The sequence below is a fragment of the Butyrivibrio sp. LB2008 genome (assembly GCF_000621565.1).
Taxonomy (GTDB): domain Bacteria; phylum Bacillota; class Clostridia; order Lachnospirales; family Lachnospiraceae; genus Butyrivibrio.
In genome coordinates this window covers 130,608-157,214 of sequence record NZ_JHXZ01000015.1, presented here as the reverse complement: position 1 = coordinate 157,214, position 26,607 = coordinate 130,608, and the positions used below count along the sequence as shown (strand labels likewise).

Sequence of the window (26,607 nt, the reverse complement as noted above, 5' to 3'; positions counted from 1 at the left end):
GTCAGCCCTCCTTATGGCGACTTAACCAATCTGTACGACGTTCTTTTGCTATCTTAAGCTCTTTAGCCGGAGTCTTTTGTGTTTTCTTTACAAATCCGTTTGTCGCTACTATCTTATTTCCTACGTAAAAGAAATACATCACTCTTGTGATATTACTTCCTTGTTTACAGCGAAGTTCAAAAATACCATCCTCAAGATATTCTGAATAGGGCATACGTAATTCTGTTCCTTTCTCTTCCAGTATTTCCATAAGTCCTACCAGTTTTGCAGACATTTTAGAATCCAGAGAATCTAAAAACTCTGCTACAGGTTCCTTCCCATCTTCGCTTGAATATAATTCAATTTCAAAAGCCATAAAATTTCCTTTTCTGTAATCATTATATGAGATATATCTCAACCAGTCAACACTTGCATTTCTTCATTACTTCGTCACTCCACATACCTTTAACACAATAATTATTGAATCTAACAAACATACTATAAGTTTATCGTGATTAACTGTGTCGAAGAACTTTTCCAAGTCAATATCTACAATCCAGTCATTACCATCATTCATCATATCGAGCGCTGTTAGGATTGCTTGCTGTGCACATCTATTAGGTCTGAATCCATAACTGTGGTCATGGAATTGTTCCTCATAGATTGGTGTTAATACCTGTGCTAAGTAATCTGATACTCATCACCTTTGAGCGCATTCAGAAATGAATCAAACACTTCGTATTCCCTGCGCATCATGGCTATCGTCCATATATCCTTTTTATGTTTTTCAGGATTATCCGTGTCCTTGAGGATCCCGCCATCCATATCACATCGTTCTATTGCTTCGCGGATCATTACTCTCTCAACAGCCATCTTTGCTGTAGGATCGCTTTTATTGCTTGTCTGAACTCTTACTCCGAGATCAGCACTGTTCTTGGCTCTTCTGTTGTATTCCTTCTCATTAAGGATTGTGTTGAACAGCCCAATTTCAAAACAATCAACCAGCTGCGGGAACACAGAGTAGTTCTCGTAGATCAGATCAAATCTTTCTTTCGCATTGCCTGTTCCATAAGAATCAACAAGTTCATCTTCTGTAATGCTCATATCGCACCTCCTGTTTGAAACCCGGAGGTCAGGTTAGCCGGCTAAGCTGTACCTCTTGCTTACATATGTAATTCTACGGAACGTGACGGAATAATACGTTCTCTTAGAAATAGAACTTTGGGTTCGAGATTTTCGAACAAAAGGACAAAAGAAAAAGCACCAGCCACAAGTGCATTTACACTCGTGAACTGATGCTCTCTTATTATTTCTTCTTTTCAATAACATTTTTCTTTTATAGTAACATCAACCATGTTATCGTCCAATAAGTAATGAGCTGCCATCATGATTTAAAACTATTCATCGATTATTACAAAACATTAAGGTCAGACAGATATTTTACAATGGCATCTGCTATTTCGTTTATATCGTCATCCACCCAGCGTTGCCTGGAGCTATCAACTCTTTTCAAATATTGTTTATCTTTAAATGTATTCGACACTCGAGTAATAATTTCTCCCATCGTGTTTTCTCTCATTCCAGAGTCTGAAAATATATAGTGGTCAATCAAATTTAAAAGCTTATCTCTTTTAGCAACTGTCTTTTGATAATACATGTCGTAAATATCCTTGTATCTTCGACTATTGCTGCCAAATATCAGAAGAGAACGCAATTTCTCTGTAAAAGACTGTTCAACTGTGTTTTTCAACAGGCTCGCCCCGTTTTCATCCATACAAACATCAAAGCAGTACTCTTCCTGTTCGACGTCCAGATCCTTATGTACCCCAATGTCGATCTTGCTGCTGATGCTGTTTCCGGATTCATCAGTGATCAATACTTCTATACTTTTCCCATGATAATCCTGATGTTTTAGTTCTTTGATATCGCCGGTGATTGCAATATTGAGCCCATCTATGCAGTTTAATTTCTCTACAAACAGTCTTATAGATTCATCAGAAATAGAATAATGGATAAAGTCCAGATCTATGTCACGTGTTGCCCGCCTGTTATTGTTAGTAATACTACGCATGACAACGCCACCTTTTATTGTAACATTCCTGTTTAGCGGTCCAATCGATATAGCCTTCAAAACAACATCCTGACAGACCCTAGCTGCGGCAAGTTCTCTTGTCAGGCCATCTTCCATGTACATATCTATCATTTCATTTATATCCAATTTACATTACCTCCTCATCCAGGGCTTTGGAAATCATTTTGCTTTTAGGGAATTTTTCGGCATACTTCTGGATCCGCCATATTTCAAGGTCCCCAATTATTCCCCTATAATTTAACAGAATCTCTTTATAGATGTCATAAGGCATAGAATTCTTATTCCGAAGAAGTTCGATGAGCATGCGTTCTTTATCATATACTCTTATAACAGCTCCATTCTTTTCTATTTCCTGTACTCCAAGTGGTAAAAGATCCTGACGCACATATAGCTGCTCCACTCTCTTATCTGTAATCCGAGCCGCTTTGGAAGATGTCGCGAGAGAATATTTCTCTGGTATCACATCTGTAAGACCGTGAATATAGAAAGCATATTCTCCTGCAAGTATGGCTTTTGGATATTTTTTTAATATAACTTCCAGCTCATTATTGTACTTTCGACTTGAATATATCCCATTTTCAATTTTAAAAACATTGCCTGAATCTATGGCTTTCTTGAGTTTATAATCTGAGCCGTATTCTTTTATTGCTTCTTCATATGACAGAATCATTTTAAGTAATCCTCGGTAAAAAATGTTTTTATTCCTACTTTTACTTAAATATACTCTGTACATAGAATTAATTCAAGTAAATATCGGTAATATCATATTTTTTACCGATATTTACTCTATACTGTTATCGCCTACATCCGCCCTGTAGCATTAGCTAAAGTGCCTTCGACCATTGTTATCATTTTTCCAACCAGTATAGCATTTTCTTTTACCTGTGGAATCAAAGGTTGTTCCAGTTTGTGACGCAGATACAAAATCTGTGCAATCCCCATCAACAATTCATCGCCACTTCTTCCCGGCATTTTAGGAAGGACAGTCCTTATGCGCTCAGATATTTCCATGACTATTCCCTGCCAAACAGAAAACCATTGCTCACTTTCTTCAAGTTCAAATTCGCCCAACCATTCACGTGGTGTATGTGCCTCATAATATTCTCCGCAATCTGTAGGCTGTAAGATATAAAAGATTTTCCTCTTGCCCTCTATATCTCCTGTTGCCCCACGGCCTAAAGGATATAATGCACAAACTGTCGGCTTATGGTTATGTATCCTGCAACGATTGTCTTCCATCAGGAACGGACATTTCCCATTATCCCTGCGCATATTCAGGGAAACTAGTGGAACTTTACTTGTCCCTCCGACATAAAGGTTTCCATATTCATAAAGCACTTCATGAAGATGCTTGCCTAAAGCTTTTGCTATGCGGCATAGATCAAATGGTGATAGCAGTATATCAACTCGATTTTTGCAGCATTCACCACACTGCCTGCATTTGAAATAAAAAGTTTCATCTTTTCCTATGGGGTTTTTCATCAGTTCCTGTATCAATTCTTCTCTGTCATTCATCCGCTGCTCCTCTTTTCTATCATGTTACTATTTATGATAAGTAATAGCCGGACACATGTCATTCGACTCGTGGTTGATAAATTCAGATGCTTTTCAAAAAAAAGAGCCTGATTTAAATATCAAGCTCTCCTGTCATAACATGTATCAAATTCACTCCTTCGGCATAATGCTTTCAGGTTCATCTGTGTATTTTCTTAACAATCCTCGCCCCGCCGGTAAGCTTCAAAGAAACTCACAATCTGCCTTGTTGAAACAGGGAAGAAATTGTTTGCATCAACACCTACATCATATCTTCTCTGACCATCTCTCGCCTTCCTTATAGATTCTTTAAGCCTGCTGTTCTCATTGCACATCTTCTCTGTGTCTCTGAAGATAATGACATTCTCATCTCGTCCCATTTTTCCTCCTAAAGTAAATTATTGGCGTACGAGTACTCTGATATTAATTTCTCTGCACTGGAAGGAACAACCAGTTTCATTATGTCATCGATATCTTTCTCGTTACCGATCGCCTTAAATCCCGCCCATGCATATGGTGAGTCCTTAATCATCATCGCAACCGCTTTTCTGTCATGATCGTATTCTTCATACAGACGCCTTGTATATAGCATCATATCCTCGGCCCTAGCCTTAAGTTCTGCAAACTGCCAGTCATAATACTTGATTATATGTGCATCTTCCGGGAAGTCCTTTGCCAGCTTGGAAAAATCTTCTCCGCTGCAAAAAAGCTCCGCCATCCTTTTTGCAGTAAACACTCTGTTAGTAGCCATTCTGTGCATTGCTACATAAGCAGGTGATTTTATCTTTACCCTGTTATGTTTCGCATCCACTACCACAAAGCCTTCTTTTTCAATATCTTCTCCGTCATTCAGATTATCTGCAGCCTCCATGCAATCTATAAGTGTAGTAAGCAGATAGCTTTCAGGCTTTTTGAACTCTGGCAGCTCATTATCAGCCTCATCACCGGTCTTGTTATTCCTTGCTGCTAGAAAGAATAAAAGAGTCACATCATATCTGATGACAACCTGTGTAAATGGAGATACCAATTCAAAAACATATGTGTAGTCCTTATTCAGCTTATCAAATGGTATCTCCGCTATATTCTCTGCCTTGTTAATGATATCTGCATAGCTCAGATCCTTATATCCCGGGACAGGAACATTTCCTGCATCGCAAGTGGAGCTTGTTGCAAATCTCCATGCACCTTTGTACCAGAACAGCTTTATCATGGAGCCATCTATTTTTTCCAACACCCTGGCGCTATTCCAGTCGATATCTGCAGCATACTGTTCCTGTACATTAAAAAACTTATCAAACGGCCAGCAGACCACAGAAAGCTGAACCACATCGATCATGATTCCTCTTGCTTCACATACCAGTGGATCTGAGAAATCAGCTTCTGCCATATACTTAAAGCATGCCAGATCACCATTACGGCTTATCCTAATGAGCCTTGCATTCAGCTTTTCTTCCCAGCTATCTGTATTATTTTCTATAAACTCTAATATCTTCGATTTCATTGCTGTGTCTCTTTACTAATCCACTTCTTTTCTTTCTTCTCCACTGCATGGTCAATCGTGATCCTGTGTATACTGTCGATATCAGATAGAATCCCGTCTTTTATCAGTTTTCCAAGATTGACCGGAGTATATCCGCATACATTGGCTGCAAGGTTTAAATGCTTGCAGCCTTCCTTGTATATCTCCATGTTACTGTGGTCATGTCCATGGATGTTAAGACACCACGGAAGTCCGTATACCGGCTCATGCGACAAAAGGATCTTGTCAGCTATAAATAGCGGACCGGAATATATCTCATCAAAAAGACCCTTGTAATCTCCCCTTCTGTCATGGTTTCCAAGAAGCAGTATCTTCTTTCTGACCCTGAGCTTTTTTATATATTCAGGACTTCCAACATCTCCCAAGCAGACAAATGTGTCATTTTTCATGATCACAGAATTCAGGATATTAACCTGTTCATCTGGTTCTATCCAGTCAGGGTCCATGAGTTTACAATCAGAATCTTTAAAATGCGTATCAGACAGGATATAAACAGATCCATTTTCTGACCAGTGCCTGAATGGTTCATATAAAGTTGATATCATGCTGCCTCCCGTCTATGATCACTCATCATTTTTCATTAGATACTTGTTGTTTATCACTTTCATTGATAAAGGTCCGCTAAGTGTATAAGAGTGAACAGGCGTAACAGGCCTTATTACTATTCCCTCTCTTATTGTCCCATTGTATCCAACACCTTCTGCCCTTGCTAATAGAGCCGCCTCATCAGGATACTTTGCTAAGAGATCATCGCCTTCCTCTTCCACCGGGACCATCTGACATCCGACATATCTGCAGATTTCCTTAAGCGTTGCCAGGTCAGTTCTCTTATCATCAGCTCTTGCCGTAAATACAAACCACTCTGGCTTCTTAAGCCTAAGTCTGTTCTTCTGTATTCCTTCCCCGCACCATTCTCCCTGGAGAACCAAAGAGCTCAGTCCATGTTCCTCTGCATATGTCTTCATCTTTTCTGGAATACCCGCTGTTTTTACATGCTCCACAAACGCTGACTTTCCGTCATCCTTATAAGTGAAGTTATGGCCGGTAAAAGAAATTTCTCCATCCCTTACACCTATGGAATGACTTGAACCATCCATCTTGGTTGTTATGTAATAAGGCAGCCCCTTAAACTCATTAAGCAGCTCCGGCGCTGACTGTATCCTTGTCTCATCAGTCTTAGGTATATATCCGGGCCGATCACCTATCATGGTTCCTCCTGATCCTGCCCTTTCTGGCATTTCCCACTCGCGAACTCCAAGGATTTCCGCCACATCCATTCCTTCTTCAAGACTCATCCCCTGAAGCTTTGAGAGCTTATCAATCCCAAGGCATAATCCCTGGGATATCTCTCCCCTGAACTTCATAGTCTTTAATCTGAATCCTTCACCCATAAAATCATTACTTCTGTAGGAACTCTTTCTCAGGAATTCAAACTCCTCACATACAGGGAGAAAGGAATCTATCTCGAAATAGACCACCAGATCTCCCACATGAAATTCTCCCTTTCCTCCGACACACTTCCATCCAAGAACCTGAACAAGTTCCAGTCTGTCTGCATCGGGTATTGGAAAGACTTCCTTTATCTTCTGTATTGATGCTAATTTTCTCATTTTTCTTTTCATCCTCCTCAAGTAAATTTCCGAATAAAGCTGCCATATTCATCACCTAACGGCAGCTCATAATCTACCTGTATTCTTTTACGTGTTGTCATCTTTGTTTCACCTGTAAGTGGATTAAATCCTTCTTTTCCATACTCTTCCATCCACATACCTACGCCTCGTTTCTGCCATGAAGGCAACTTATCATAGTTGATTCCTCTGCTGAAAAGCAGCTCATTTTTATACGCAACACCTTTTCCTTTCAACTCTGACGTAGCTTTATGAACTGATGTGCCCTCCTTTCGGAGCATCCAGTAACAATGTGAATTTAGCGCATTCCTGTTAGCATCTTCCTGACGCCATCTGAAGTAATCCTCAACTCTCTCCGCATTTGGAAGAGGCACCATTCTACAGTCAAATGTTGCCGCCATCCCAAGTTCAAGCGAAAAGACTGCGCTTGCTTCAGCAGCAAGTGTTGAATTATACTTGCACACTTTTCTGCCGAATGCATCTTCATCTGCCGCAAACAATAATGAAATCTCATCGCTTTCTGTATAGGCGTATACCACTCTGAATCCGCAATCCATGAGAGTTTTTGTTGTTTTCACCATCATATCTCTAAACTTTTCATCAAATGGTGCTTCAAAATGACAGACTTCCTTAGTAAGTCTTGTAAAGCCTCTGCCATCAAGCCTTGCCACCATATAAATATCTGGAAGCAATACCTGATCTAAGGACTGCTCGTAAACACGCATCTTTTTGTCCATCTCATCAAAACGCATTTCTATCATCTCTCCCTGCTATACTTATTTTCCCAAATCTTGTAAATCCGACTGTTACGGCGACGCCCGATAGGTGGACACCATCTGATTTTCACACCACCTCCGGATTAATGTGACGGCGCACAATCCATTTAATTAAATGATATCCCTATACATACTGACTGTCAGTTAACTCGTGGTTGATAAATCTTGTGGGAATGCGACGGCGCAGCCTAGTCCCTGTGGGAAACCCACCTGAATATCCTGCTTGCAAAGCAGGCGACCACCCCATGCAGCCCCAAGACCCGCGGTGCAGAAGCCCGTGCCTCTGGACTTCTGCTAAAGTATTAATTTTTTCAGGAATAAGAAGTGCCAGCTAACTATTCCCTAATATGGCGACTGAGAATCGAACTCAGGTTAGATGCATATAAGACACCGGTTCTCACCATTGAACTACCGCCATCATTTTTTATATTAAAAAAGGACCTACCCACTTTCACGGATAGATCCTAACCCCCTGATACTATTCCAATGTGCCTGATATCAGTCTAACATCGGACTTTAAAATCTATCCTTCTATTTCTTTCTATACCTGTTATGCCGCGTGATGTCGCCAAATTGAGCGCACGAGTACTAAGCATATCGATTGTGCAATCATATGCTCTGGTTTCTATGGCTGTGAAATTTGTAAACATCATATTTCTCATTGAAAGCTTAACCCCTTACCTTTCGTAGTATTTCTGTTTTAATCCAATTAACAAAAAAGGAAGCGACCGCATATTTATATTGATGATTGCATCAAAATAAATAGGACAGGCACTTCTAGTTTTATTTCCTTGTTTAGGAGACCTTATTCATAAGTTTTAGCAACAATCTCAAATCGAGGAAGTAGCAAAGAAATATAACCATGTCCCGAAGATATGATTATACCTTTTTTTATCAGTCTATCACGGTATCTTGAGAAAACAGCAGATGTCATGCCTACCTTCTTACATATTTCACTGACTTTGGTCTCATCCTTTTTTATTGCAAGAATGACTGTTCTATCCTGCTTTGATAATGAGGACCATATTTTTTTGTATACAAAATCATCAAGCATATCATCAAGCTTGAGGAGAATTTCTCTTAACTCCATTTCATCTCTATATTCATAATATAGAAGACCTAGCGCTTGGAATGCAAAAGCATATCCCTTAGTTATCCGTGCAAGGTTCTTGGCATCGTCTTCATCAATCTGAAAAATATCTGCATACTGTTTCGTTATTTGATGCAAGCTTAGTGGTTCTAATGTTATTTTCGGCGTTCTAAGCAAAAAAGTAAGAGCTGGGTCGTTCTGGATTGCATAGATATTTTCATATAATCCTGTCATTAACAGGAAAACCGGATAATCTTTTCTAACAAAAATTTGAAACTGACTCGCAAAGTGACGCATGTTGTCATCATGCATTACTTCATCAATAGTAATGATTACTTTTTTATTATGCTTTTTTAATGAAGAAAGCATATTATCTATGATGCTTACGTTATCCTGAGGAGTATCATTTCCATTAACACCAATACCAAAACCTGCGATGGATATGCTGAATCCCTGGTTAAAGAAATCCGGGATTTTCTTGCAGGAATCGATCAAGCGCATAGCACAGTCATTGATAAGATCCTGCGTTGAATTTAGGTCTATTACAATCCAATCCTTATCCTTCCCAAGTTCATTTGTTATTGAAGTCATAAGTACAGTCTTGCCACTTCCTCTGATTCCTTCGATAAGATATGCCTGACTGATTGGATTGTCAGCCTCAAATGTACTTAAGATCATATCTGTATTTTCATATCTGGATATATATTCATTTGGCTGTTTTCCAAAAGTAAGAGTAAATGGATTATTCTTTTTCATAACATGACATCCTTTCATAATTCTTCATAATCCATTATACTTTCATAATTCTTCATAATTCAATATAGTTTTCATAAACTTTCATAATTAAATTACAATGCTTCTATATATTTCCTCGTTTCTGTATCCACAATGTATATCTTCTGGTTTCCATACGGATCACCATTTGAGTATGTTGAAAATAGATCCAATGTCAGTACTCCTCCCAGGTCAAGAGGCTCTTCTACCGGTGTATGACCAACAACCTGGTAAAAGAAATCATCCCTGAACATTCGGTAGAAATCAGCCTGAGGTCTTGCCCAAATTGGTGAATTGTCCCTCCACAGTTCCTGCTTACCCATACGGTTGATTCTTGCAAGGATATCATCAATCTCTTTCATATGATATCCACACGTCTTAAAGACAAAACTCTCCGTAAGACCGGCATGACTGAACAGCACATCATCAATTTTATGGACAAATCTATAACGTTCTTCAATAACACGCTCCAGTCTGGTAATACCTTCAATAGCAGTTATCCTTGCCTGGACAGAATACCCCGATTCCATAGCATCCCATAGATAAGACACATCGTGGTTGCCATAGCACCACAATGAATGGTCATGCTCTTTTCCAAATTCAGCAACCCTGTCCAAAGTCTCGTTATATGCGTCTAAATCATTTCCCTTTCCCCAATCATCTACCAGATCTCCAAGAATCACGATGTCATCGTAGCTGTTCTCATCAACTCTATCAGCCATATCAAAAATCCATGGTTTCAAATGTACATCAGGAATCACAAGTACTCTGCTCATTTCAAAAAATCTCCAATTATTCCATCACAAATTGACCGAATCAATCCCAAAGGTCCCAAAACCATTCTTTAAACATATCAATAGCTCTGTCCTTGCACTCGTCTCTATATTGGTCAAGTTTCCTACTTTCTTCAAAATATCGGTCTTCTATCTCTTTATATTCCGGCACATCTCCTGGATGATACAACCTGTACAAGCCCTCTTGTTTCTCCCTGGAAATTTCATCCTCTGTTCTTAGTTTTTGTCCATGTTTCCCATATTTTTCTCTAAATTCCTGATATGCCTTATGATAATCCTCTTCATATTTGTTTTTCTTAGTGCAGGTATCCTCATTTGATTCATTCAAAAGAAATATCATTTCCGACAAGATGTCATCCCATTTCTTCATACCTGCATTATCAACATCGTCTGATCTACCTGTACCAAACAATGCATGTGAAGTGTTTCCGCAAAAATCCGGGTAGCTATGAGTTGTGTCTTTCAATTGTTTCAGCATCCCAGGCATCACCATCAAAAACCAGTAATCAATGCTCCATACATCGGAATCACAATAGCCATACTTTACACGCTGAAAAATAAACCTAATATTGCGTTTCCATCGTTTTATCTTATCAACCGGCATCTCAAAACCTTTATGCTTTTTCTCAATGCATGTTTTTCCTGTTTTTTCAATATTCATTTCGCTTCTTATACCATGTAATCAATAAACTTATGCCTTTTCTCATATATATTGTATTGGAGATTAATTCCATTGTATATAAACCCGTGGTTGATAAATCAGAAAATCGCTCTATCAAAATGATTAAATAATAGTCCCAGAAACGGGTAGCAGGCATCCAGGGGATGCCACGCTTGCGACTCCGAGCTCCGCGAGGGAACCCCGCATCTCTCGGCTTAAAAGGCCGGTGCATATCCGCTCTGCCAAGGAAGCATAATGGATTCGGACGGTATCGAACCGCCTACGCGGAGATCTTCAATCTCCCGCTCTACCATGTTTTCAAAAACAACAGGTTCACACGCAAATATGTCTGAAGTAAATTTATCTTACCAAAATGCTAAAACTGTTCTGGACAATTTAAAGCCAAACGATATTCCCAAGCTCTTTATTGATGCTTCATATTCCTTTGATGAAAAACCTGAATTCAAAGAAACATATTGGACTCCCTTAGAAGAAAAAATCGGAAAATGTGAGTATGTTCCTTTACATGGTAAACATGCAATATACATGGATCGTACAGAAGAATGTGCAAAAATCATAAAAGATCATATTGACAGTCTGGAATAACCAAGAAATAGATGAGGAAGCAATTTCATAACGCGTCCGGAATTCATAAAAGCGCACTGTTAGAAAATGCGCTTTTACAATTCTCTCTCATATCCGTACCAATACTGCAGATTCCATTTACTCATTATAAAATCCTACTTCCAATATATAATTACCCGTTCAGTTGATCACAAATGTCCATAGCACGTTTGTAATATTGTTTTAATTCTTCTATAGGCACATAGCCTGTAACAATCTCATATGCATCAATAGCTTTTTGCTCAGCATCTATCCAACCTTTTGCAACTAAGGATACATTATGTCCCCTTCATCATAAAAAGGCGATGAGTATTATCATAATTCATCGCCTTAATTCTAATCCAACTTATTCATTATTTTCCACTTCGTTATTTGATTCGTTCTTGCCCTTATCTTTGTTTTCCATATGAACCGCCCCTTATATGTTGTGATGGTCAACACAAAATATAAAATTTGTAACAAAAAAAACATGTAAATTTATTTCATCCAAAATACATAATACCCTCAAACAATTCATCTTCACTTACGCCATTAACAGTAATTGCACAATCCCAATCCTCATCGGTAGAACAGTTTTCGAATTCATAAGTTATATAGCCCAAGAATTCGCCAGTTTCAGATGTAAAACTCATAGTATTTACACTTTTTCCATCTATGTTATCCCTGTAATGCGCATCAGCCTCATAAGGAACTATCTTCTGTCCGGTCTCCAATGTTTTCTGTTCATTTCCATTCTCATCATATAATGTAAGTGGTCTTTTCAGAGTTAAAACTTGATTTTTAGAAATAGGATGTATTTTGTACATTTTATCTTCTGTGAAAAAACCATTTTCATCATAAGTATAGTTTTTACAACAGATCCAAGTTCCAAAAGAATCAAAGTACCAATCGCCAAGAACTACATAATCCTCATATATTTCATCCTTTATCCTTTGACCATTTTCGCCTTCTAAATTATAAACATACTTCTTCTCTAATCTATCTATTTCTTCAAAAGAATCGTTAGCCCACTTATACAACGTAACGTCAATACAATTAGAATACCCTGATCTGTCTGTAATAAGGTAATCCACATCCTTTCTATGAATATAAAAAGCATCTGCATCTTCACCACATTCAGGATTTTCTCTTGAAATCAGCTTAATATTTTGATTATTCACTATTAAGGTAACATTTTCGCCACCATCTTCAGAATTTAAAAGAAGAGAATCCATTCTGCCATCATTTCCAATATCTATACTCTCTTCTTTATCATAATCAAGCTCAACATAATAAAAATCTCCGCTTTGAGCATCAGGAACCTCTTCAGCTATTTTTTCCACACTTATATCAGTAACTTCTGTTGTGGCATCATCAGCAATATTTATATCTTCCGATGTGCTCTCATTAGAGCTTACAATTTCTATCTGATTGCTATCTATTCCACTACAGGAAACAAGCAACAAAGAAGCTGCTAAAAACACTGAATATTTAAATTTATTTTGTATCACGACAATCCTCCCGCTTATCTGCATACAAATATTTATATTACAACGTGAAATTATTGAATGCATTCTGCGTTTTTTCTTTTACCAGAGCCTCGCTGAACTCATACAATTTCTTTGCCAGTTCAGGATCATTGGACCGCCTTGACGACTTGGCAATTTTACATCTGTAGAAGTATTCGCCTGAGATGTCCTTTACCGATTCATCAGTTGCAAGAAAGATTGCTGTACGCGCTCCTTCTGCAGGCGTTTGAAAGAATGGCTTAAGTAACCCCGTTATAGTCTTTCCGAATCCTGTCTCCCTGCTAACGCCCATATTGGTAGCGACTGCTCCCGGATGACAACAGTTGACCGTAATTCCCCTATCCTTAAGCCTCTTCGACAATTCTTTTGCAAAAAGAACATTTGCAAGTTTGCTCTGCGAATACGCTCTTACAACATTATATCCGCGTTTAAGATTGATGTCATCAAAATGAATCTTACCCGCTTTATGCGCTCCTGAAGCAACAACCACTATACGAGATCCCTCTCCCATAAGATCAAGAACTTCCGTAGTAAGAAGAAAGTGTCCGATATGATTAATACCAAATTGTCGCTCCAATCCTTCTTTTGTTTCCTGCCTGTCGAGCGAGATGAATCCTGCATTATTCACAAGAATATCGATTCTCTTGTACTTTTCTTTTACCTGCGAAGCAAAAGACCTGATTGAAGAATAGTCACCCAGATCACAGAGCATAAGCTCTATCTGCCTGTCCTTCTTTTCCATCAGTTTCTTAAATGCTTCCACGCCTCGCTTTTCATTTCTGCAAAGCATGATAACCTTTGCACCTTCATCACTTAAAGCTTCAACGGTAGCCATACCCATGCCGGAATTTGCTCCGGTCACAATTGCCAGTTTATTATCCAGTCGTCCCATAAATCACCATTTATATTCTTTGTAAAATAGCTAACATCCACAATGCACAATATACTTTTGCCAACTCTTTTGTCATAATAAATTTTTATAGTTCATTGGAAAGCCAATTAGCGATAAATCCACAACATCTTGATATTCTTCAATCAGCTTAAATAACTTACTTTTAAACTCATTCCTTAAATCATCGGAAGGTAATCGATATAGCAAAACCTTAAGATATGCAAATAGCGAATCATTACTAACGCTTGGATTATCTCTCAAAAATTTTTGTGACAATTTTGCCGGAGGATTATACCTTGTATTGATTAGCCTCGCAGCATGCGCACACTTATTTCTAAGCACTGACAACAACAATGCAAACTCATTAGAAATATGTGTTTTATAATAAACTTCATTAATTTCTATATAATGCCTGATTAGCGATCTAAACCGAGAATCAAAATCATACAATCTATGTATTTCTGAAAGAGAATGTTTTGACGCAAGCTCACTACTAGAAGGACTTTTTCTAAACTGCAAGGTTGCGCCGCCAAGGCGCAATTTCCTATTAAATAAAAAAGCGGTGACCCTAAAACTTTCGATCTAAAGCCACCGCTTTGGTTACCGTATTCTGTTTTTCTTTTTTCACTTTATCTTCCGGTATAAACTACCATCAATGTCCTGTATAAGAATTCCGCAATCTTTTTAGCTGATTCTTTCAATCCAATCAAGAATTGTATCAACAGCTATGTTATGATTTCCTATTTGGCAGTGCTGTTCTCCGCCTTCCTTTATGGTAAAGCAACGCGATGTCATAGATTTAGCATTTTTAATCTTTTCCCTGCATCTTTCAAACTGACACATTGGTATATAGTGGTCTTTTTCACCGGCAAGTAAAAGCACATCTTGATCTATTTTCTCATACAAACCTGTCAAATTATGCTTGCCAAGAGATTTATACATCGCAGGAATTGAATCCGCGCCCGTAATAAACTGCCCTTGAGATAGCATCCAGTCTGCCAATACACTTTTTTTCGCTATTCTTGTCAACAACCTGATAAGCTTCGTCTCATTCCCGTTCTTTATGAGCTTGCGGATATACCAGCATATAAAGCAGGGGAAAATATTAGTCATTACCTCCACTCCATCGTCCATAGCATCATATGCAACTACGTGTTTTATCCTCTTTTCAAAAGCTGCTGACCTCAGGGCAAAGTACCCTCCCCATGATATTCCTATCATTGTACAGGATATAACACCAAAGTAACCAAGAACTGAAGCAACCGGGAGTTCAAATCTTTCAGTAAAATATATTTTTTGCCTTACGCAATCGCCTTGGCCCGGTCCTTCCATAAGAATCACATCAAAACCTTTTTGAACAAATTTGCGAACCTGAAGTACAAATTCTTCTATGAAAGAATCATATCCGCCGCAAACAAGTACAGTCTGTTTGTAATTTCCCGGAGTCATTCGAATACACTTAAGAAACCCTTTTTCATATGGAACCTCATATGCCTTATACTCTATACCCAGCTGCTCAAAAGCTTTATGATATTCTTCAATGCATTTATCATATAGTGCCGGCTTTCTGCTATCACTCTGCTTTAGAAAGAATTCTGCCATTCTATCATAATAAGCGGCATGCATAACCTTGTTATTATCAATAGCTATAGCTGATAATTTAGTCCATGCCTCATACCATTCCTCTATTGTACGAACATCAGACAAATACCTGATAACCAGCTCTTCATCACAAGCTTCTTCTCCATATGTCAGCACTCTGTTGATCTGGAAATTGAATTGTTTGATTCCATTAACCTTTTTGTATCTTTTTAATTCCATCGTATCGCGCCTCCTTGGTGTAACACTTGTAACCCCTTCGAGATTATTATAGAATAAGGTTGTAAACGATAGCAAGTAAATATGCTAATGTGTCACACATTCAGGAGATCTGTTACTCATGAACAATACAAACGGGATTATTGCCGAACAATCGAAGAAGAAAATAGCTGAGGCTATGCTCAAGGTAATGAATACTTATGATTATAAAGAGATCACGGTAACTCAGATCACACAGGAAGCCCGGATATCAAGAAAGACTTTCTACAGGCATTTCCGCGATAAAGATGAAGTCTTAAAGCATCTGTTTGATTCGCTTTATCAGGAGTGTTTATCTTCAATAACGGAAAGCGGAATACACCATTACTGGGATGTAGTACAGTGCTTTTTCGATTTCTGGGAAAAGCATGCAAAAACGCTGATTCTGATGAAACGAAGTAATCTTCTGCCGCAACTGTTTGAAGAATCATACGACAGATCATTCGAAGTGTTCAGATCCGTAAGAACCGGAGATATCGTTGATCATTATGGAGATCAGCTCCCATATCTTCTTGCCTACAGTATTGGAGGTATGAACTCAATGCTTATCAAATGGATAGAAGGCAGAATGAGTATTCCTTCATCAACACTTATTTTATGTCTGCGTGAAGGATTTAGTTCTGAAATGTGAAGTTATTAGTTCATCCGAGTTGATTTCCGAACTTATGCATAAGCCAATGTGCAAATCTAAGATTGACCATCATTAATGCAATGCTGCCGGACAAGATCAGGACTGTCGGCAAACTAAAAACTAAATATTCCGAACTCTTTATGAAGAAGCCACCATCATTAGGGCAGCCACGTCCGTCCCGATTACCTTCATAACGCATAACAACACTTCTCCCATGTAATATCATGCGTCCTTAGGCCTATAGCCCATATCATGATGCCATATTTTTTTCTTAGATCTCAAACTGACTCATTTCTTCATCAGTAAGAGGTCTTCCCAGGCGTTTCGAATACAGGATTGCTTCTCTGAGCCTGTACTTCTTTCCATCCGAAGGCTCTGTCAGTCTGCCGTCCTGCATTTCTTCGCCAAAACTTTCATAATCAATACTATTTAATTTTTCAGTTCTTTCTGCAATTATCATATTCAACGCTCCTTAAAATACTTATGAATCAAATCGGAAGCTCCATATGAATCAATATACAATGTGTGCCAATCAAGAAGATGTGCATTCAAAGTCTTCTGATAATGCTCTATAAGATCTGTTTTAGCTGTAAACTGGACATATCCTTCATTTCCTGCATCCCAGCTATGCTTACATGCTATTGCAAACAGATGTGCTCCTACACCTTTGTACTTACCATACTTGCCGATGTTCTCCGGTGCTGCTTCTACAATATTACGACTATATTTCATCCATCTCAACCAGACAGCTAACTATTATTTTTTGTATTTAAAAACATCCATACTGGCTATTTGTGCAATTCCCTTGGCCAAAAAAGATGCCGAGGAATGCTTATGGGTTTCTATAGCATCACAAACACCTTCACGTTTTTACTCATGTCAGTTTTCTCATAGGTATCCCTAAATACATCGATATTGTCTATTATTCTGGCTTTATCATATATTAAAAAGAAAATGTTTTTATTATCATAGTGAACAATGTCAGATGCTACTTCCTCTGAAAGCTTTTTAGCGGAAAGGCTATCTCTTGTACATTTTAACTCTATCGCAATGTCAAACTCATCAATACATATGTCTTTTCTAACAGCACACGCTCCTGCATCCTGATACTCTTCTATTCTGGCAAGCGGAAACACTGCTCTTAGCAGAGCATATACTATATGTTGCAGATCATATTCATTACCAATATCAAAACACTTTTGCATACTCAAAATACTGTCAGTACATTTAGTATGTGGTTGCCGCTTAAACATATCCTGCAGATAAAGCTGCACATTTCCTAATACTCTCTCAACGATGCAACATGCTTCTTTCTCGCTGACGTGATTAAATTGGGGTTCACTCTTAAGTATGCTGATAGCTCTTCTTTTGGATTCCTGTAATAGTTCCTTCTGGCCAATTACAGAAAATCTATTATTTGATATCGGTATAAGCTGCTCTAAGCCATCTGCGATTTCTTTGGAGCCCTCTGATTTCAATTCATCTATGATATCTAAAATTGCTCTTTCTAACGCTTTAGTGTCTTCTATAGTCTGAATAAACTCAATACTCTGTTCCCTGTTCATTGCGCCCCCAACGTAAATAGAATAAGAATAATGCTTCTATAACATACAGTACGTTATCTCTCCACTCAAGAACCTCAAAAGTTCTGTTTTTATCGTTTAGGACTTCCTGTATGTTGCCCAGATATTCTTTTAATGATTTAGGTGTAACCTTATCATCTCCAACAATTGTTTTATTGATTCTCGTCAACAGGTCATCAAATCCAATCTCCTCTATTGGCGGATCCTGAGCAATAGCTTCAAGTATAAGCGAATATAAATCCAACTCTCCCTTGCTTGTACAATATTTTTTTCGTTCTCTACCACGTTTTGTCTTTCCATTACTGATAACAGCAGTGACATTTTTAAAGTCCAGGTTCAGAGTTGAAAACTTATAAGCTTTTTTTATAATCTCTTCGCTAACATCAACTGCATTACCAGAATCTGCCTTTATAAGCACACACAGATTCAGGCATAACAATTGCATCAATTGAGGTGATGCAAGGCTCTCGCCGACTAAGCTTTCAATATACTTATCATCAACATGTATTCCAAGCTGCTCAAATCCTTTTCTTGGAATCTGTCTCAGTTCATCCTTAGACCAGGGCTTAATATCGATTATACTTATACGTCCCTGAAGATCAGGATTGGTTCTGATTGCATCGTCACATCTGTGCGGAAGCGAAGATATTATTACCCTTAGTCCTTTCCTGATAGCATCTTTCAGCTGTTGCGATAAAAATCGTTGTATTTCTTCGCTTGCGTAATGAAAATCATCAATAAGCAGCACAAGTTCATGCTCCTGATAATAAGCTATAACATTTTCTCGTGTTACAATGTACTCCTCAGATATAGAATTATCAGTATTTCCTGTAGTAACCATTCCCGATAAAGGCATCCCTGCCTTTGCGCCGATTGTCTTCCATACATTTTCTTTATTCAAAAAGTCTGAACCCAATACTTCTACAAGTTTGTCGATTCCCACAACTCTTTCACACAGTACCGTTTTTCCTATTTTGGATGGACCGGAAATAAGTGTTATATACCCAGACATATTTAACGCCTGCTCAAGTCTCTCCTCATAAGTAAAACCTAGCGCAGCTTCTCTGGAAATATAAGTAGTCACAGGTAATGCCCCTGGCTTAAAAATTTCAGCTGATTTGTTCATGAAAGTGATACCTCCTGTTAATGGTATTATATCACTTTTTAAAGGATTTTAATGGCTTTATTGTATATTTAATGAATTTTAATGTATTTTAATGGTTTTTAAAGGTTTTAATGCATTTTTATCTTTCTCAGTTGCAAATAATGAATCTCCCTCCAGAATAAGCTTCTGATTCTCAGATTCATTCCAAGCTTCAGGATCTCCAAAATCAATCACCGGTCCTTCATTTAATCCATGCCCGGTACCTGTCAATCACCACCTTTGACCATCCTTCTTTTTCCTGCTTTGTTGGTCTCATCCTGGCTGCTGGGGATTTTTTCCCTCATCGCCTTGTCCATTATAAATATCTCATCTCCACTTGGACGAGAATTCTCTCCTCACAAATTCTTCATTTACTCTGGTATAGATATCAAGAGTTGTGGATATATCGCTCTGTCCAAGTAGCATCTGCATAACCTTTAGATTTACATTTTCTTCACACAGTATATTTGCAAAAGTATGCCGAAAAGAGTGCGTTGTAAGCTTAGGAAGTATTACAATTTTCCCCTGTTTATTGTGTATATCACTGTCATTAAACGCCTGCACTATTCTTTCAAGTGCTCTGTTGATCGGAGCCTGAGTGATAGGAGTTCCTTCTCTTGTCAGAAATACAAAATCTGTATATCCATCGACAACAGATTTACATACTATATTTTCGCTACTTTGATATTCTTTTTCCTGCTCCAGCAGAGTAAATGCTTTTTTCTTTAGCGGTATCTTGCGATAACCGGCAGCCGTTTTAGGTGGAGCTGCCTTTAATCTTGCTTTTTTATTATGAGTTCTGTTGCAATAAATAATTGCATGATCAACAGATAATTCTCTATTTTTATAATTGATGTCTTGCCATCTCAATCCAGCCATTTCACTTATACGCATGCCGGTATTTATAAAAAAATAAATCAAAGGATACCAATGGTTGTATGCCTCTGATTTTTTGACAAAATCTAACAATAAATCTGCTTCTTCTTTAAAAATACCTTTTCTGTTACTGCTATGTTTGGAATGATCGCGCTCAAAATCACGCGCTGCCTGCTCTGCCGGATTTGAAAGAATAAAGCCTGCTTCTTTAGCCGATCTGAATATTTGGAAAAGAACATTCTGAACTTTTCCAATAGTTTCACATGACACTCTCTTATCAACTACCAACGCAGAGTAATGGCACTTAATATCAAAAGTTGTAATCTCATCTAAATATCTTTTACCAAGTTTGCCTCTGATATAAGCATTATATAGATATTCATATCCCTCTCTTGTCTGTTCCTTCAGATTTACTTTAGACATTTTCCAAATCTCAAATTGATTATCCAATGTCTTATCCACAAACATCTTTTTAACCTCAAGATGCTCTAAAAACAGTATCTTTGCTTCCTCACCCCTGAGTTCAGAAAGTCTATTCGCATATATCCATTTAGTTTTACCATATCGATCCACATATCTGTATTCATATCTTCCATCTTTTCTTAAATATTCGCCTCGAAACAGCGCTTGTCCATTACAATCCATGCGTACACCAGTCATAGTCACACCTCCTTTCAACATACAATATCTTTCTATTAAATATATCGGATTAACTGTAGTCAAAATGTAGTCAAAAAAACCCTGCAGATTGCTCTGCAGGGTGCATATTTACTGTGTTCTTTAATCGATGTGCTTAAGTGTCGGGAACACCAGTTCGACATCTCTCCTCTTTCAGAATTGAAGCGAATTAAGGAGAACCAACACTTTAGAATTCTTATCAAATATGGATATATAGCACCATAGAAAGGAAGGATAGTGTTGTAATCAGTGTGTATATCCCTATTTTTCGTGGTCTTCTATTCCGAATCCCACTTTATAGTACTTTAGGTTCCTATTTAGACCTTATATAATCCGAGGACAACGCGCTCTCCAAAGCACATCTCGGAATCACTATTTATTACATACTCATTGTATCATTTTGGAAAGGATTTGTCACTATGTTTTTCAAAAAATCCAGCATTCATGCGGGTTTGGAGACCACATCACAACAAAACCTACTTTTTTGTCGTCTTTAATATGTATTGACTAAAACCTAACAACAACACGTCTCTTTTTTTATGCTCTGTAGTCAAAAAATCATTCGATAAAGGTATCAAGTAATCCGCAGCCTGCTCATTATCAAAATATAATCTTTCCCTGTAACTCTTCGAAGGTCTCAAGCTTCTTTTCTTTCTTGACCTCAGCATAGATGTTCATAGTCGTCGTTATATCTGAATGTCCCATTATAACTTGAATAACCTTTGGATTAACATCATTCTCACAAAGCCTTGTACAGAATGTATGTCTTAAATGATGACATGAAAAATCAGGTAAAAAGATTGGCTTCCTATCTTCGTATGCCGCTTTTGCTTTTTCCTCACTATTATAATGGACAATAGCACGATGAATAGCATGATTTATTGCTGTAGGAAGATATACGGTATGACTCGCTGTTGAGAACACAAATCCGGAATAGCCATCAATTTCTTCCTCACAGAATCCAATGCATTTTTGAAACTCATATTCATCAAGGAAAGCCTGATATACCTCATCAAACATTGGAATCGTTCTTATTCCTGCCTTAGTCTTTGTAGAATGGATACGCTTCCTTGTCTTGCGATTCTCATCAGGGCTGTCGGAAAAAGCATGTGTAATAGAGATTGTCCTTTCATCAAAATTCAAGTCATTCCATGTAAGCCCCAAAGCCTCTCCGATGCGACAACCTGTACCTAAAAGAACTGTAATGATAGGAACCCACCCTGCATACTCACGATTTCCTCTAAGAAACTCCATAAAATTCCTTTGCTCATCAACAGACAAAGCTTCTCTTTTTTCCTTCACAAAGTACTTACTCGCTTTTACCTCAGCCATGACTCCTTCAGCAGGATTCGTCCTTATCAAACCATCCCTTATCGCCATCTTGAACGCAGGAAAAAGGATTGTATTTACATGATCTACCGTACTTCCACTATATCCATCATTTTTTATCAAACCATAATAATATGTAAGGATATCAGTATACTTTATACTTATTATTTTTCTTTTACCAAAATCCTTTTTGATAATGTGATCAAAAAGGTATACATATACGCCCTTAGTGTTGGTCGCAAGATTATTTTTATTATCTAGGTACCTTTGAACCATATCGTTTACTGTGATTGTCTTAGCTTTTGCCGGATCAAGCCCGTCTTCATAATCTCTCTGAAGCTGTCTCTCCTTTTCTCTAAGTTCTACAAGGGTCTTTGAATAGATGTAATGCCGCTTCCCCAATCGGTCAGTGTAAGCATAACAATACTTTCCATCCTTTCTTTGAGACTCCCCTGTTCGTAACTGATAACCTTTGCTATCTTTTCTTGCCATAATCTTCCTCCTAAACATTGGAGGAACAGTTGAATTATTTTCATTATAATCCGCACTGTTCCTCGCTTTCAATTGACTTTTCTTTTGATTGGTTATAGTGTTTTTTCTTTATATAAGTGATTGGACAAAAATGTATTTCATTGTACCAATCTGTTATAAAAATTATCTTTCTTTGAAATTCTCCAAAAACTCCTCGAACAACTCTGTATTGATCAAAACAACTCTCCCCACCTTGTAAGTAGCTCCTGCATCCTTCGCAAACTTCCTCACCGTCTTATCGCATATAGAATAAAGCTCCACTGCTTCATCATATCTGACAAACTTCTTTCGCCCATTTTTTACCTTTTCCTCAAGATGAGGAATCTCCGCTCTGGTCTTTGGCATAGCACGTACCTCCTAAATACTTCCTTCCATATACATAACTACCTGTTTCATGAGCTTCTGCTTGATCCGAAAAATGCACTTTCTTGCTGATTCAACCGAAATCCCATTTGCATCTGCAATATCTCCCAACGGCGCATGTGACTCTATGCGACTCATAAAAATATCACGTTCTCTCGGTTTCAAGCTGTTAAGCTGAGCATTATACAATTTGTAATCCAGCCTCATCTGTCTTATAACAAATGCGTCTTTCTTGAACTCTTCTTCTCTATCTGTCCCAGTCAGTACTCCGTTGGAAAAATCACACCCCATCAGTGCGTCACGTATCAGAACATTATTGGTAGCTGTGTTTCCTGTAATATCACTGATTTTGTTATCCTGAACTCGGACTCCCAGATCCTCTATACCTCCTCTTCGATTGGAAGCCTTCTCCCTCTCGATGAGATATACAAGACCATCGATATGGCTATCGATTATTCCAAGAAAAGTTACAAAATTGCTACTGATCAACCTCACTCTTTCTGCAGCATCAGCCACAGCATATTGTTTTACCAAACTTGCCATTGTAAATCCTCCAACTAAAGAGGAAACAGCTGTATTCAAGAAATAGTTACCGGTTATTTCTATCTACAATTACATTCTATGGGCTTCTATGGCATGCAACGAGTCCCAAGATTATGACTCAGCGTCAACGCAGAATTGACTTTTCAAAGTTCCGAGCGCCCTCAACTGCTCCAAAGCAACTCTCTTAAGCTCAGGTCCCAGATTCTTAAAAGTGTTCATCATCTCCTTCTCTTCGAAAACATCCTTTATACATCCACACTCTTCTTCATCGATAAATATTGATGTCGGAACCTCCAAAGCCACGGCAACCCTCTTAAGCATTGATACCTTAAGTTCAAGCCTATCCTGTTCATATAAAGAAATTGTCTGCTTCTTGGTAAATACAAGCGAAGCCAACGTTTCCTGACTGATTCCTCTCTGCTTCCTGATAAATCTGATTCGCTCCCCAAGTGTCATCACATCAAATCTTTTGCTCTCATTACCCATATCTCCCCTCCGTTCCGGAGTCCCAAAACGGAAACATACTTAGCCAAGAGCAGATATATCAAGAAACAAAAATAGAGCCTGCAAAACACAATAGACCTAAGGTCAAAACCTTTCGGTATATTTCCGTTTTGCAGGCTCCTTCGATGTTACGTGCCACGCACGACTCTTTAAGCTCTTGGCAATACTTTTGATAAATGATGCTGTTCCTCGCTCAATGGCACTGCACTAGTCCATCAATTATCTCATCTATATGAAATTGTAAATATAAGGCTACTAATAAGCTTCTATCGCAAGCCCTAACAGCTCTTTATGATACCTATGAAGTATCTCGATCAGCGCTTCATTCTCATCTTTAACAATAGTAGTAACAAACCTTTTGGTCGCACAAATCCTGAGCACCGATCCGCAGACATCACACTTTTCAACACATGACGCGAATTCCGCTCGCATGATCTTATTTCCGCATACTGGGCAATTCACCCACAGTTCGCCTGTTTCCGGTATTTTAGTTTTCATAACCTTCTACCCCATACTCTTTCCACAGATTAAGGAAAATATTTCTTACAATAACCAATTGACTACCGGCCTTAATCTGTATGTCCACCCTACGCAAGCACTGTACCTACATAGTCAGATGCACGAAAGAAATGAAGAACTATTGTGCGATCATCCCTAATCTATTTTACTAAAACAACGTAAAAACAATCTTCTCCTTTCGATTAGAGTTTTAAAGGTTCGAAAAAAAAGAAGCTGTCACCAGCTCCCTCCATACTCGCAACTGGCTGACTCTTGTGAGTCCCTATAGCTTTGTGCCACCGGATTGCTCCAGCTTTACCCTTGGTATTGTTCTGTTCGAACATTTTTTACACTTTTATTTTAACCGAGACGCCCCTAAAAAGATACGGCAAATCCTACAAAATAAAGCAGTTTATTTTACCAATTTAGCAAAATAAAGCGTGCTCATTTTGATTGAAACATCTTTGCTAAAGGTGTATTATATATGCGAACATCAGTTCTTTTTCATTGAGGTTATTTGTTATGAGTAGAGTTATTGATAATGTAGACGTCATCTGCCAGCACAAGGCAAACGGAGAAGTTATTCCTCTTCGTTTTCGCATTATGAACGAAGACGGTCAGTATGAAAATTATACGATAAAAGGTTATAGAACCATTACCCATCCGGGGCCTTATACTACTCCGGACGGGCTCTATGTTTCTTACTCCACATTTGTTTTTGAATGTGTTGTTGTCGTGCTTGATTACAAGCGTAAGGTTAGATTATATTTTGAAACACATAACAGTAAATGGCGGATCGCGATATGAAACAACCTTCCAGAACCAAACATGCCATACTCACACCATTCTTTTACAAACCTTTATAGAACTCCACCGCGTCTGCAATTTCATCCTCTGTAGGATGCCCTTTCTGAATACCGCCAACGAGCTTAAACGGGCCAAATGTATCAAATCCTTTACACTGAAATCTGCCAAGTTCATTACACTGCTTATCCTCAGCAATCTCAGCTATACTGTCAAAATACCGCTTCAGAGGATTCCCTGATGTAGCTATGTAAAAGACATCTTTCTGCGGCGGAAGATTAATCTTGGCAAAGTTCAAAATCTGCTCAGCGAATTTGCTGTAATAAATCCCGGATGCAAAACCAATCCTATCATATCCGTGAAGATCTGCTTCTCGCTTCTGTGTAGAATCAATAAGCACCACATCAGAATCCACAGCCTTGATTGCATCAAGAACTTTCTTGGTATTCTCGTGGTGCTTAGAATAATAAACAATACATGTACTCAAACTTTTTCACTCCTCTGCATTTTTAATATAAGCCATACTCAAGCAGAACACAGTAAATGCTCTTAATATTGTAACAGAAAAGCAGGCATTTATGCTGTTGTTATTCGATAATCACTTCATGAAATTATTCTCTTCCAATCCTCTATGTGCTGATTTAATCCACCAACCCTATTCTTTTCTCCATAAAATCCCGGATGGAACATAGGATAAACATCGCACTTATAAGCTCCGTCCTGATAATTCAACACTATTCCACTATCAATATATTCATTATAATTCTTATATTTTGGAGCCCTTCTAAACAAAAGCTTTTCTGCCGCCCGTGTAACAGACTCGCCCAAACAGATAATCTTCTCTGGCTTCAGAATATCTATAAGTTCCTTAATATACTCCGAATCAGCTTCCAGCAAGTCCTCAGTCATACCACCTGTGTCTGTCCCTGTCCTGTAGCCAAGCGAGAAATTACAAAAAAACAAATCCGGATATCGTATCACATCAATGTTGGGATATCCTATCTCAGAAAACAGCTTAATCAGATTCCTATCAGTTTGCGACGCCTTTGAATCCAGATGACACCCAAACATATACGGAACATCAATTCCATCATTCATCTTTCTGATATTCTCACGTAGCTTAAAGCTCTGCGTACTATACGGATTTCCCCAGTCTTGACCAAGCAAAAGAATCTTTACCCCATCTTGTCTTTCTGAATATCTCCATCCCTGCCAATAAGTCCAAAGATTGATTTCTCTACACAGATTGTCAGACTCATCCGTATCACACCAAGTTAATCTGACAGTGCCATTATCCCTGAAATTTTTCTTATAGTCGGCGCGCAGCCTGCTGATTAGCTTCAAGTATCTCTCATCCATATATTCACCTGTAATT

The 26,607-nt window shown here is 38.3% G+C and carries 34 protein-coding genes, 1 tRNA gene, 1 pseudogene and 1 riboswitch; of the genes and pseudogenes, 3 read left to right on the top strand and 33 right to left on the bottom strand.

Annotated features, from left to right (window positions below; genetic code table 11):
• Position 1: 1 nt before the first annotated feature.
• The 15 genes and pseudogenes from T356_RS0105575 to T356_RS18495 form a co-directional block, all read right to left on the bottom strand.
• The gene (locus tag T356_RS0105575; protein ID WP_026513638.1) at positions 2-355 is read right to left on the bottom strand and encodes a type II toxin-antitoxin system RelE/ParE family toxin; all 354 of its coding nucleotides are present in this window, start codon (positions 353-355) and stop codon (positions 2-4) included.
• A 114-nt stretch (positions 356-469) separates the two neighbouring features.
• Positions 470-676, bottom strand: a pseudogene (locus T356_RS21765) (reverse transcriptase domain-containing protein); the annotation flags it as partial.
• A complete protein-coding gene (locus T356_RS0105570; protein ID WP_026513637.1) occupies positions 661-1,083 on the bottom strand; it encodes a hypothetical protein in 423 nt (140 codons plus the stop codon). The gene T356_RS0105570 and the pseudogene T356_RS21765, both read right to left, overlap by 16 nt.
• Positions 1,084-1,390: 307 nt before the next feature.
• Positions 1,391-2,197, bottom strand: coding sequence for a nucleotidyl transferase AbiEii/AbiGii toxin family protein (locus T356_RS0105565; RefSeq protein WP_026513636.1), 807 nt, complete (start codon positions 2,195-2,197; stop codon positions 1,391-1,393).
• A 1-nt stretch (position 2,198) separates the two neighbouring features.
• Positions 2,199-2,804 (bottom strand): type IV toxin-antitoxin system AbiEi family antitoxin domain-containing protein, encoded by a 606-nt coding sequence (locus T356_RS0105560; protein WP_155838977.1) that lies wholly within the window; start codon positions 2,802-2,804, stop codon positions 2,199-2,201.
• 68 nt (positions 2,805-2,872) lie between these two features.
• Positions 2,873-3,586, bottom strand: coding sequence for a YkgJ family cysteine cluster protein (locus tag T356_RS20195; RefSeq protein ID WP_051563174.1), 714 nt, complete (start codon positions 3,584-3,586; stop codon positions 2,873-2,875).
• A gap of 194 nt (positions 3,587-3,780) precedes the next feature.
• Positions 3,781-3,984, bottom strand: coding sequence for a hypothetical protein (locus T356_RS0105550; protein WP_026513634.1), 204 nt, complete (start codon positions 3,982-3,984; stop codon positions 3,781-3,783).
• A gap of 8 nt (positions 3,985-3,992) precedes the next feature.
• Positions 3,993-5,105 (bottom strand): RNA ligase, encoded by a 1,113-nt coding sequence (locus T356_RS0105545; protein ID WP_026513633.1) that lies wholly within the window; start codon positions 5,103-5,105, stop codon positions 3,993-3,995.
• A complete protein-coding gene (locus T356_RS20190; protein WP_026513632.1) occupies positions 5,102-5,689 on the bottom strand; it encodes a metallophosphoesterase in 588 nt (195 codons plus the stop codon). Before T356_RS20190 ends, T356_RS0105545 begins: the two co-directional genes overlap by 4 nt.
• A gap of 18 nt (positions 5,690-5,707) precedes the next feature.
• Complete coding sequence (locus T356_RS0105535) at positions 5,708-6,754, bottom strand: RNA ligase (ATP) (RefSeq protein ID WP_026513631.1); 1,047 nt, start codon at positions 6,752-6,754, stop codon at positions 5,708-5,710.
• 17 nt (positions 6,755-6,771) lie between these two features.
• The gene (locus T356_RS0105530; RefSeq protein ID WP_026513630.1) at positions 6,772-7,524 is read right to left on the bottom strand and encodes a tRNA(His) guanylyltransferase Thg1 family protein; all 753 of its coding nucleotides are present in this window, start codon (positions 7,522-7,524) and stop codon (positions 6,772-6,774) included.
• Positions 7,525-7,894: 370 nt separating this feature from the next.
• Positions 7,895-7,966 (bottom strand) — tRNA-Ile (locus T356_RS0105525).
• Between the two features lie 387 nt (positions 7,967-8,353).
• Positions 8,354-9,394 (bottom strand): hypothetical protein, encoded by a 1,041-nt coding sequence (locus T356_RS0105520; protein ID WP_035780473.1) that lies wholly within the window; start codon positions 9,392-9,394, stop codon positions 8,354-8,356.
• Positions 9,395-9,486: 92 nt separating this feature from the next.
• Positions 9,487-10,188, bottom strand: coding sequence for a metallophosphoesterase (locus tag T356_RS0105515; protein ID WP_026513628.1), 702 nt, complete (start codon positions 10,186-10,188; stop codon positions 9,487-9,489).
• A gap of 40 nt (positions 10,189-10,228) precedes the next feature.
• Positions 10,229-10,867, bottom strand: coding sequence for a hypothetical protein (locus T356_RS18495; protein WP_051563173.1), 639 nt, complete (start codon positions 10,865-10,867; stop codon positions 10,229-10,231).
• Between the two features lie 255 nt (positions 10,868-11,122).
• On the opposite strand from T356_RS18495, the gene T356_RS0105505 reads away from it, so the two are divergent.
• Positions 11,123-11,473 carry a hypothetical protein gene (locus T356_RS0105505; protein WP_026513627.1) on the top strand — a complete coding sequence of 117 codons (351 nt, stop codon included), beginning with the start codon at positions 11,123-11,125 and terminating at the stop codon, positions 11,471-11,473.
• A gap of 500 nt (positions 11,474-11,973) precedes the next feature.
• On the opposite strand, the gene T356_RS0105500 is transcribed toward T356_RS0105505, so the two are convergent.
• From T356_RS0105500 to T356_RS0105485, 4 genes are all read right to left on the bottom strand, one after another.
• Positions 11,974-12,981 (bottom strand): hypothetical protein, encoded by a 1,008-nt coding sequence (locus T356_RS0105500; protein WP_026513626.1) that lies wholly within the window; start codon positions 12,979-12,981, stop codon positions 11,974-11,976.
• A gap of 37 nt (positions 12,982-13,018) precedes the next feature.
• Positions 13,019-13,891 (bottom strand): SDR family oxidoreductase, encoded by an 873-nt coding sequence (locus T356_RS18490; RefSeq protein WP_242846561.1) that lies wholly within the window; start codon positions 13,889-13,891, stop codon positions 13,019-13,021.
• A 72-nt stretch (positions 13,892-13,963) separates the two neighbouring features.
• Positions 13,964-14,410 (bottom strand): Abi family protein, encoded by a 447-nt coding sequence (locus T356_RS0105490; RefSeq protein WP_026513625.1) that lies wholly within the window; start codon positions 14,408-14,410, stop codon positions 13,964-13,966.
• Positions 14,411-14,575: 165 nt separating this feature from the next.
• Complete coding sequence (locus T356_RS0105485) at positions 14,576-15,712, bottom strand: alpha/beta fold hydrolase (protein WP_026513624.1); 1,137 nt, start codon at positions 15,710-15,712, stop codon at positions 14,576-14,578.
• Positions 15,713-15,830: 118 nt separating this feature from the next.
• Here T356_RS0105485 and T356_RS0105480 point away from each other — a divergent pair, with 118 nt between their 5' ends.
• Positions 15,831-16,379: a TetR/AcrR family transcriptional regulator gene (locus T356_RS0105480; protein ID WP_026513623.1), complete on the top strand. Its 549-nt coding sequence runs from the start codon at positions 15,831-15,833 to the stop codon at positions 16,377-16,379.
• A 10-nt stretch (positions 16,380-16,389) separates the two neighbouring features.
• Here the strand turns inward: T356_RS0105480 and T356_RS0105475 are convergent, their stop codons facing one another.
• From T356_RS0105475 to T356_RS0105415, 12 genes are all read right to left on the bottom strand, one after another.
• A complete protein-coding gene (locus tag T356_RS0105475) occupies positions 16,390-16,578 on the bottom strand; it encodes a hypothetical protein (RefSeq protein ID WP_026513622.1) in 189 nt (62 codons plus the stop codon).
• Between the two features lie 72 nt (positions 16,579-16,650).
• A complete protein-coding gene (locus tag T356_RS0105470; RefSeq protein ID WP_026513621.1) occupies positions 16,651-16,839 on the bottom strand; it encodes a hypothetical protein in 189 nt (62 codons plus the stop codon).
• A 2-nt stretch (positions 16,840-16,841) separates the two neighbouring features.
• Positions 16,842-17,111, bottom strand: a complete 270-nt coding sequence (locus T356_RS18485; RefSeq protein ID WP_242846560.1) for a hypothetical protein — start codon at positions 17,109-17,111, stop codon at positions 16,842-16,844.
• 110 nt (positions 17,112-17,221) lie between these two features.
• Positions 17,222-17,944, bottom strand: a complete 723-nt coding sequence (locus tag T356_RS0105460; RefSeq protein WP_026513620.1) for a hypothetical protein — start codon at positions 17,942-17,944, stop codon at positions 17,222-17,224.
• Positions 17,922-19,088: an ATP-binding protein gene (locus T356_RS0105455; RefSeq protein WP_026513619.1), complete on the bottom strand. Its 1,167-nt coding sequence runs from the start codon at positions 19,086-19,088 to the stop codon at positions 17,922-17,924. Before T356_RS0105455 ends, T356_RS0105460 begins: the two co-directional genes overlap by 23 nt.
• Before the next feature lie 78 nt (positions 19,089-19,166).
• Positions 19,167-19,337 carry a hypothetical protein gene (locus T356_RS21060; protein WP_155838976.1) on the bottom strand — a complete coding sequence of 57 codons (171 nt, stop codon included), beginning with the start codon at positions 19,335-19,337 and terminating at the stop codon, positions 19,167-19,169.
• Positions 19,338-19,433: 96 nt separating this feature from the next.
• Positions 19,434-20,642, bottom strand: coding sequence for a tyrosine-type recombinase/integrase (locus T356_RS0105440; RefSeq protein ID WP_026513618.1), 1,209 nt, complete (start codon positions 20,640-20,642; stop codon positions 19,434-19,436).
• Between the two features lie 618 nt (positions 20,643-21,260).
• Positions 21,261-22,481, bottom strand: a complete 1,221-nt coding sequence (locus T356_RS0105435; protein ID WP_034462090.1) for a tyrosine-type recombinase/integrase — start codon at positions 22,479-22,481, stop codon at positions 21,261-21,263.
• A gap of 162 nt (positions 22,482-22,643) precedes the next feature.
• Positions 22,644-22,865 (bottom strand): DUF6462 family protein, encoded by a 222-nt coding sequence (locus T356_RS0105430; protein ID WP_026513616.1) that lies wholly within the window; start codon positions 22,863-22,865, stop codon positions 22,644-22,646.
• Between the two features lie 12 nt (positions 22,866-22,877).
• On the bottom strand, positions 22,878-23,426 hold the full coding sequence (locus T356_RS0105425) for a sigma-70 family RNA polymerase sigma factor (RefSeq protein WP_051563168.1): 549 nt from the start codon (positions 23,424-23,426) through the stop codon (positions 22,878-22,880).
• A gap of 111 nt (positions 23,427-23,537) precedes the next feature.
• Positions 23,538-23,912, bottom strand: a complete 375-nt coding sequence (locus T356_RS18480; protein WP_034462092.1) for a helix-turn-helix domain-containing protein — start codon at positions 23,910-23,912, stop codon at positions 23,538-23,540.
• A gap of 273 nt (positions 23,913-24,185) precedes the next feature.
• Positions 24,186-24,428, bottom strand: coding sequence for a hypothetical protein (locus T356_RS0105415; protein WP_026513614.1), 243 nt, complete (start codon positions 24,426-24,428; stop codon positions 24,186-24,188).
• A gap of 254 nt (positions 24,429-24,682) precedes the next feature.
• Positions 24,683-24,758: riboswitch (cyclic di-GMP riboswitch) on the bottom strand.
• Positions 24,759-24,950: 192 nt separating this feature from the next.
• On the opposite strand from T356_RS0105415, the gene T356_RS0105405 reads away from it, so the two are divergent.
• Positions 24,951-25,235, top strand: a complete 285-nt coding sequence (locus tag T356_RS0105405) for a hypothetical protein (RefSeq protein ID WP_026513613.1) — start codon at positions 24,951-24,953, stop codon at positions 25,233-25,235.
• Positions 25,236-25,278: 43 nt separating this feature from the next.
• Here the strand turns inward: T356_RS0105405 and T356_RS0105400 are convergent, their stop codons facing one another.
• Together T356_RS0105400 and T356_RS0105395 are read right to left on the bottom strand one after the other, a co-directional pair.
• Positions 25,279-25,719, bottom strand: a complete 441-nt coding sequence (locus tag T356_RS0105400) for a flavodoxin family protein (protein ID WP_026513612.1) — start codon at positions 25,717-25,719, stop codon at positions 25,279-25,281.
• A 116-nt stretch (positions 25,720-25,835) separates the two neighbouring features.
• Entirely contained in the window at positions 25,836-26,591 is a 756-nt protein-coding gene (locus T356_RS0105395; protein ID WP_026513611.1) for a hypothetical protein, read from the bottom strand.
• Between the last annotated feature and the right edge of the window lie 16 nt (positions 26,592-26,607).

What these genes read in the sequence shown, in the direction of transcription:
- T356_RS0105575 (WP_026513638.1), bottom strand. Translation starts at nt 355, where the DNA reads ATGGCTTTTGAAATTGAATTATATTCAAGCGAAGATGGGAAGGAACCT.
- T356_RS0105570 (WP_026513637.1), bottom strand. Translation starts at nt 1,083, where the DNA reads ATGAGCATTACAGAAGATGAACTTGTTGATTCTTATGGAACAGGCAAT.
- T356_RS0105560 (WP_155838977.1), bottom strand. Translation starts at nt 2,804, where the DNA reads ATGTACAGAGTATATTTAAGTAAAAGTAGGAATAAAAACATTTTTTAC.
- T356_RS20195 (WP_051563174.1), bottom strand. Translation starts at nt 3,586, where the DNA reads ATGAATGACAGAGAAGAATTGATACAGGAACTGATGAAAAACCCCATA.
- T356_RS0105550 (WP_026513634.1), bottom strand. Translation starts at nt 3,984, where the DNA reads ATGGGACGAGATGAGAATGTCATTATCTTCAGAGACACAGAGAAGATG.
- T356_RS0105545 (WP_026513633.1), bottom strand. Translation starts at nt 5,105, where the DNA reads ATGAAATCGAAGATATTAGAGTTTATAGAAAATAATACAGATAGCTGG.
- T356_RS20190 (WP_026513632.1), bottom strand. Translation starts at nt 5,689, where the DNA reads ATGATATCAACTTTATATGAACCATTCAGGCACTGGTCAGAAAATGGA.
- T356_RS0105535 (WP_026513631.1), bottom strand. Translation starts at nt 6,754, where the DNA reads ATGAGAAAATTAGCATCAATACAGAAGATAAAGGAAGTCTTTCCAATA.
- T356_RS0105530 (WP_026513630.1), bottom strand. Translation starts at nt 7,524, where the DNA reads ATGCGTTTTGATGAGATGGACAAAAAGATGCGTGTTTACGAGCAGTCC.
- T356_RS0105520 (WP_035780473.1), bottom strand. Translation starts at nt 9,394, where the DNA reads ATGAAAAAGAATAATCCATTTACTCTTACTTTTGGAAAACAGCCAAAT.
- T356_RS0105515 (WP_026513628.1), bottom strand. Translation starts at nt 10,188, where the DNA reads ATGAGCAGAGTACTTGTGATTCCTGATGTACATTTGAAACCATGGATT.
- T356_RS18495 (WP_051563173.1), bottom strand. Translation starts at nt 10,867, where the DNA reads ATGAATATTGAAAAAACAGGAAAAACATGCATTGAGAAAAAGCATAAA.
- T356_RS0105505 (WP_026513627.1), top strand. Translation starts at nt 11,123, where the DNA reads ATGGATTCGGACGGTATCGAACCGCCTACGCGGAGATCTTCAATCTCC.
- T356_RS18490 (WP_242846561.1), bottom strand. Translation starts at nt 13,891, where the DNA reads ATGGGACGACTGGATAATAAACTGGCAATTGTGACCGGAGCAAATTCC.
- T356_RS0105485 (WP_026513624.1), bottom strand. Translation starts at nt 15,712, where the DNA reads ATGGAATTAAAAAGATACAAAAAGGTTAATGGAATCAAACAATTCAAT.
- T356_RS0105480 (WP_026513623.1), top strand. Translation starts at nt 15,831, where the DNA reads ATGAACAATACAAACGGGATTATTGCCGAACAATCGAAGAAGAAAATA.
- T356_RS0105475 (WP_026513622.1), bottom strand. Translation starts at nt 16,578, where the DNA reads ATGCGTTATGAAGGTAATCGGGACGGACGTGGCTGCCCTAATGATGGT.
- T356_RS0105470 (WP_026513621.1), bottom strand. Translation starts at nt 16,839, where the DNA reads ATGATAATTGCAGAAAGAACTGAAAAATTAAATAGTATTGATTATGAA.
- T356_RS18485 (WP_242846560.1), bottom strand. Translation starts at nt 17,111, where the DNA reads ATGAAATATAGTCGTAATATTGTAGAAGCAGCACCGGAGAACATCGGC.
- T356_RS0105460 (WP_026513620.1), bottom strand. Translation starts at nt 17,944, where the DNA reads ATGAACAGGGAACAGAGTATTGAGTTTATTCAGACTATAGAAGACACT.
- T356_RS0105455 (WP_026513619.1), bottom strand. Translation starts at nt 19,088, where the DNA reads ATGAACAAATCAGCTGAAATTTTTAAGCCAGGGGCATTACCTGTGACT.
- T356_RS0105440 (WP_026513618.1), bottom strand. Translation starts at nt 20,642, where the DNA reads ATGACTGGTGTACGCATGGATTGTAATGGACAAGCGCTGTTTCGAGGC.
- T356_RS0105435 (WP_034462090.1), bottom strand. Translation starts at nt 22,481, where the DNA reads ATGGCAAGAAAAGATAGCAAAGGTTATCAGTTACGAACAGGGGAGTCT.
- T356_RS0105430 (WP_026513616.1), bottom strand. Translation starts at nt 22,865, where the DNA reads ATGCCAAAGACCAGAGCGGAGATTCCTCATCTTGAGGAAAAGGTAAAA.
- T356_RS0105425 (WP_051563168.1), bottom strand. Translation starts at nt 23,426, where the DNA reads ATGGCAAGTTTGGTAAAACAATATGCTGTGGCTGATGCTGCAGAAAGA.
- T356_RS18480 (WP_034462092.1), bottom strand. Translation starts at nt 23,912, where the DNA reads ATGGGTAATGAGAGCAAAAGATTTGATGTGATGACACTTGGGGAGCGA.
- T356_RS0105415 (WP_026513614.1), bottom strand. Translation starts at nt 24,428, where the DNA reads ATGAAAACTAAAATACCGGAAACAGGCGAACTGTGGGTGAATTGCCCA.
- T356_RS0105405 (WP_026513613.1), top strand. Translation starts at nt 24,951, where the DNA reads ATGAGTAGAGTTATTGATAATGTAGACGTCATCTGCCAGCACAAGGCA.
- T356_RS0105395 (WP_026513611.1), bottom strand. Translation starts at nt 26,591, where the DNA reads ATGGATGAGAGATACTTGAAGCTAATCAGCAGGCTGCGCGCCGACTAT.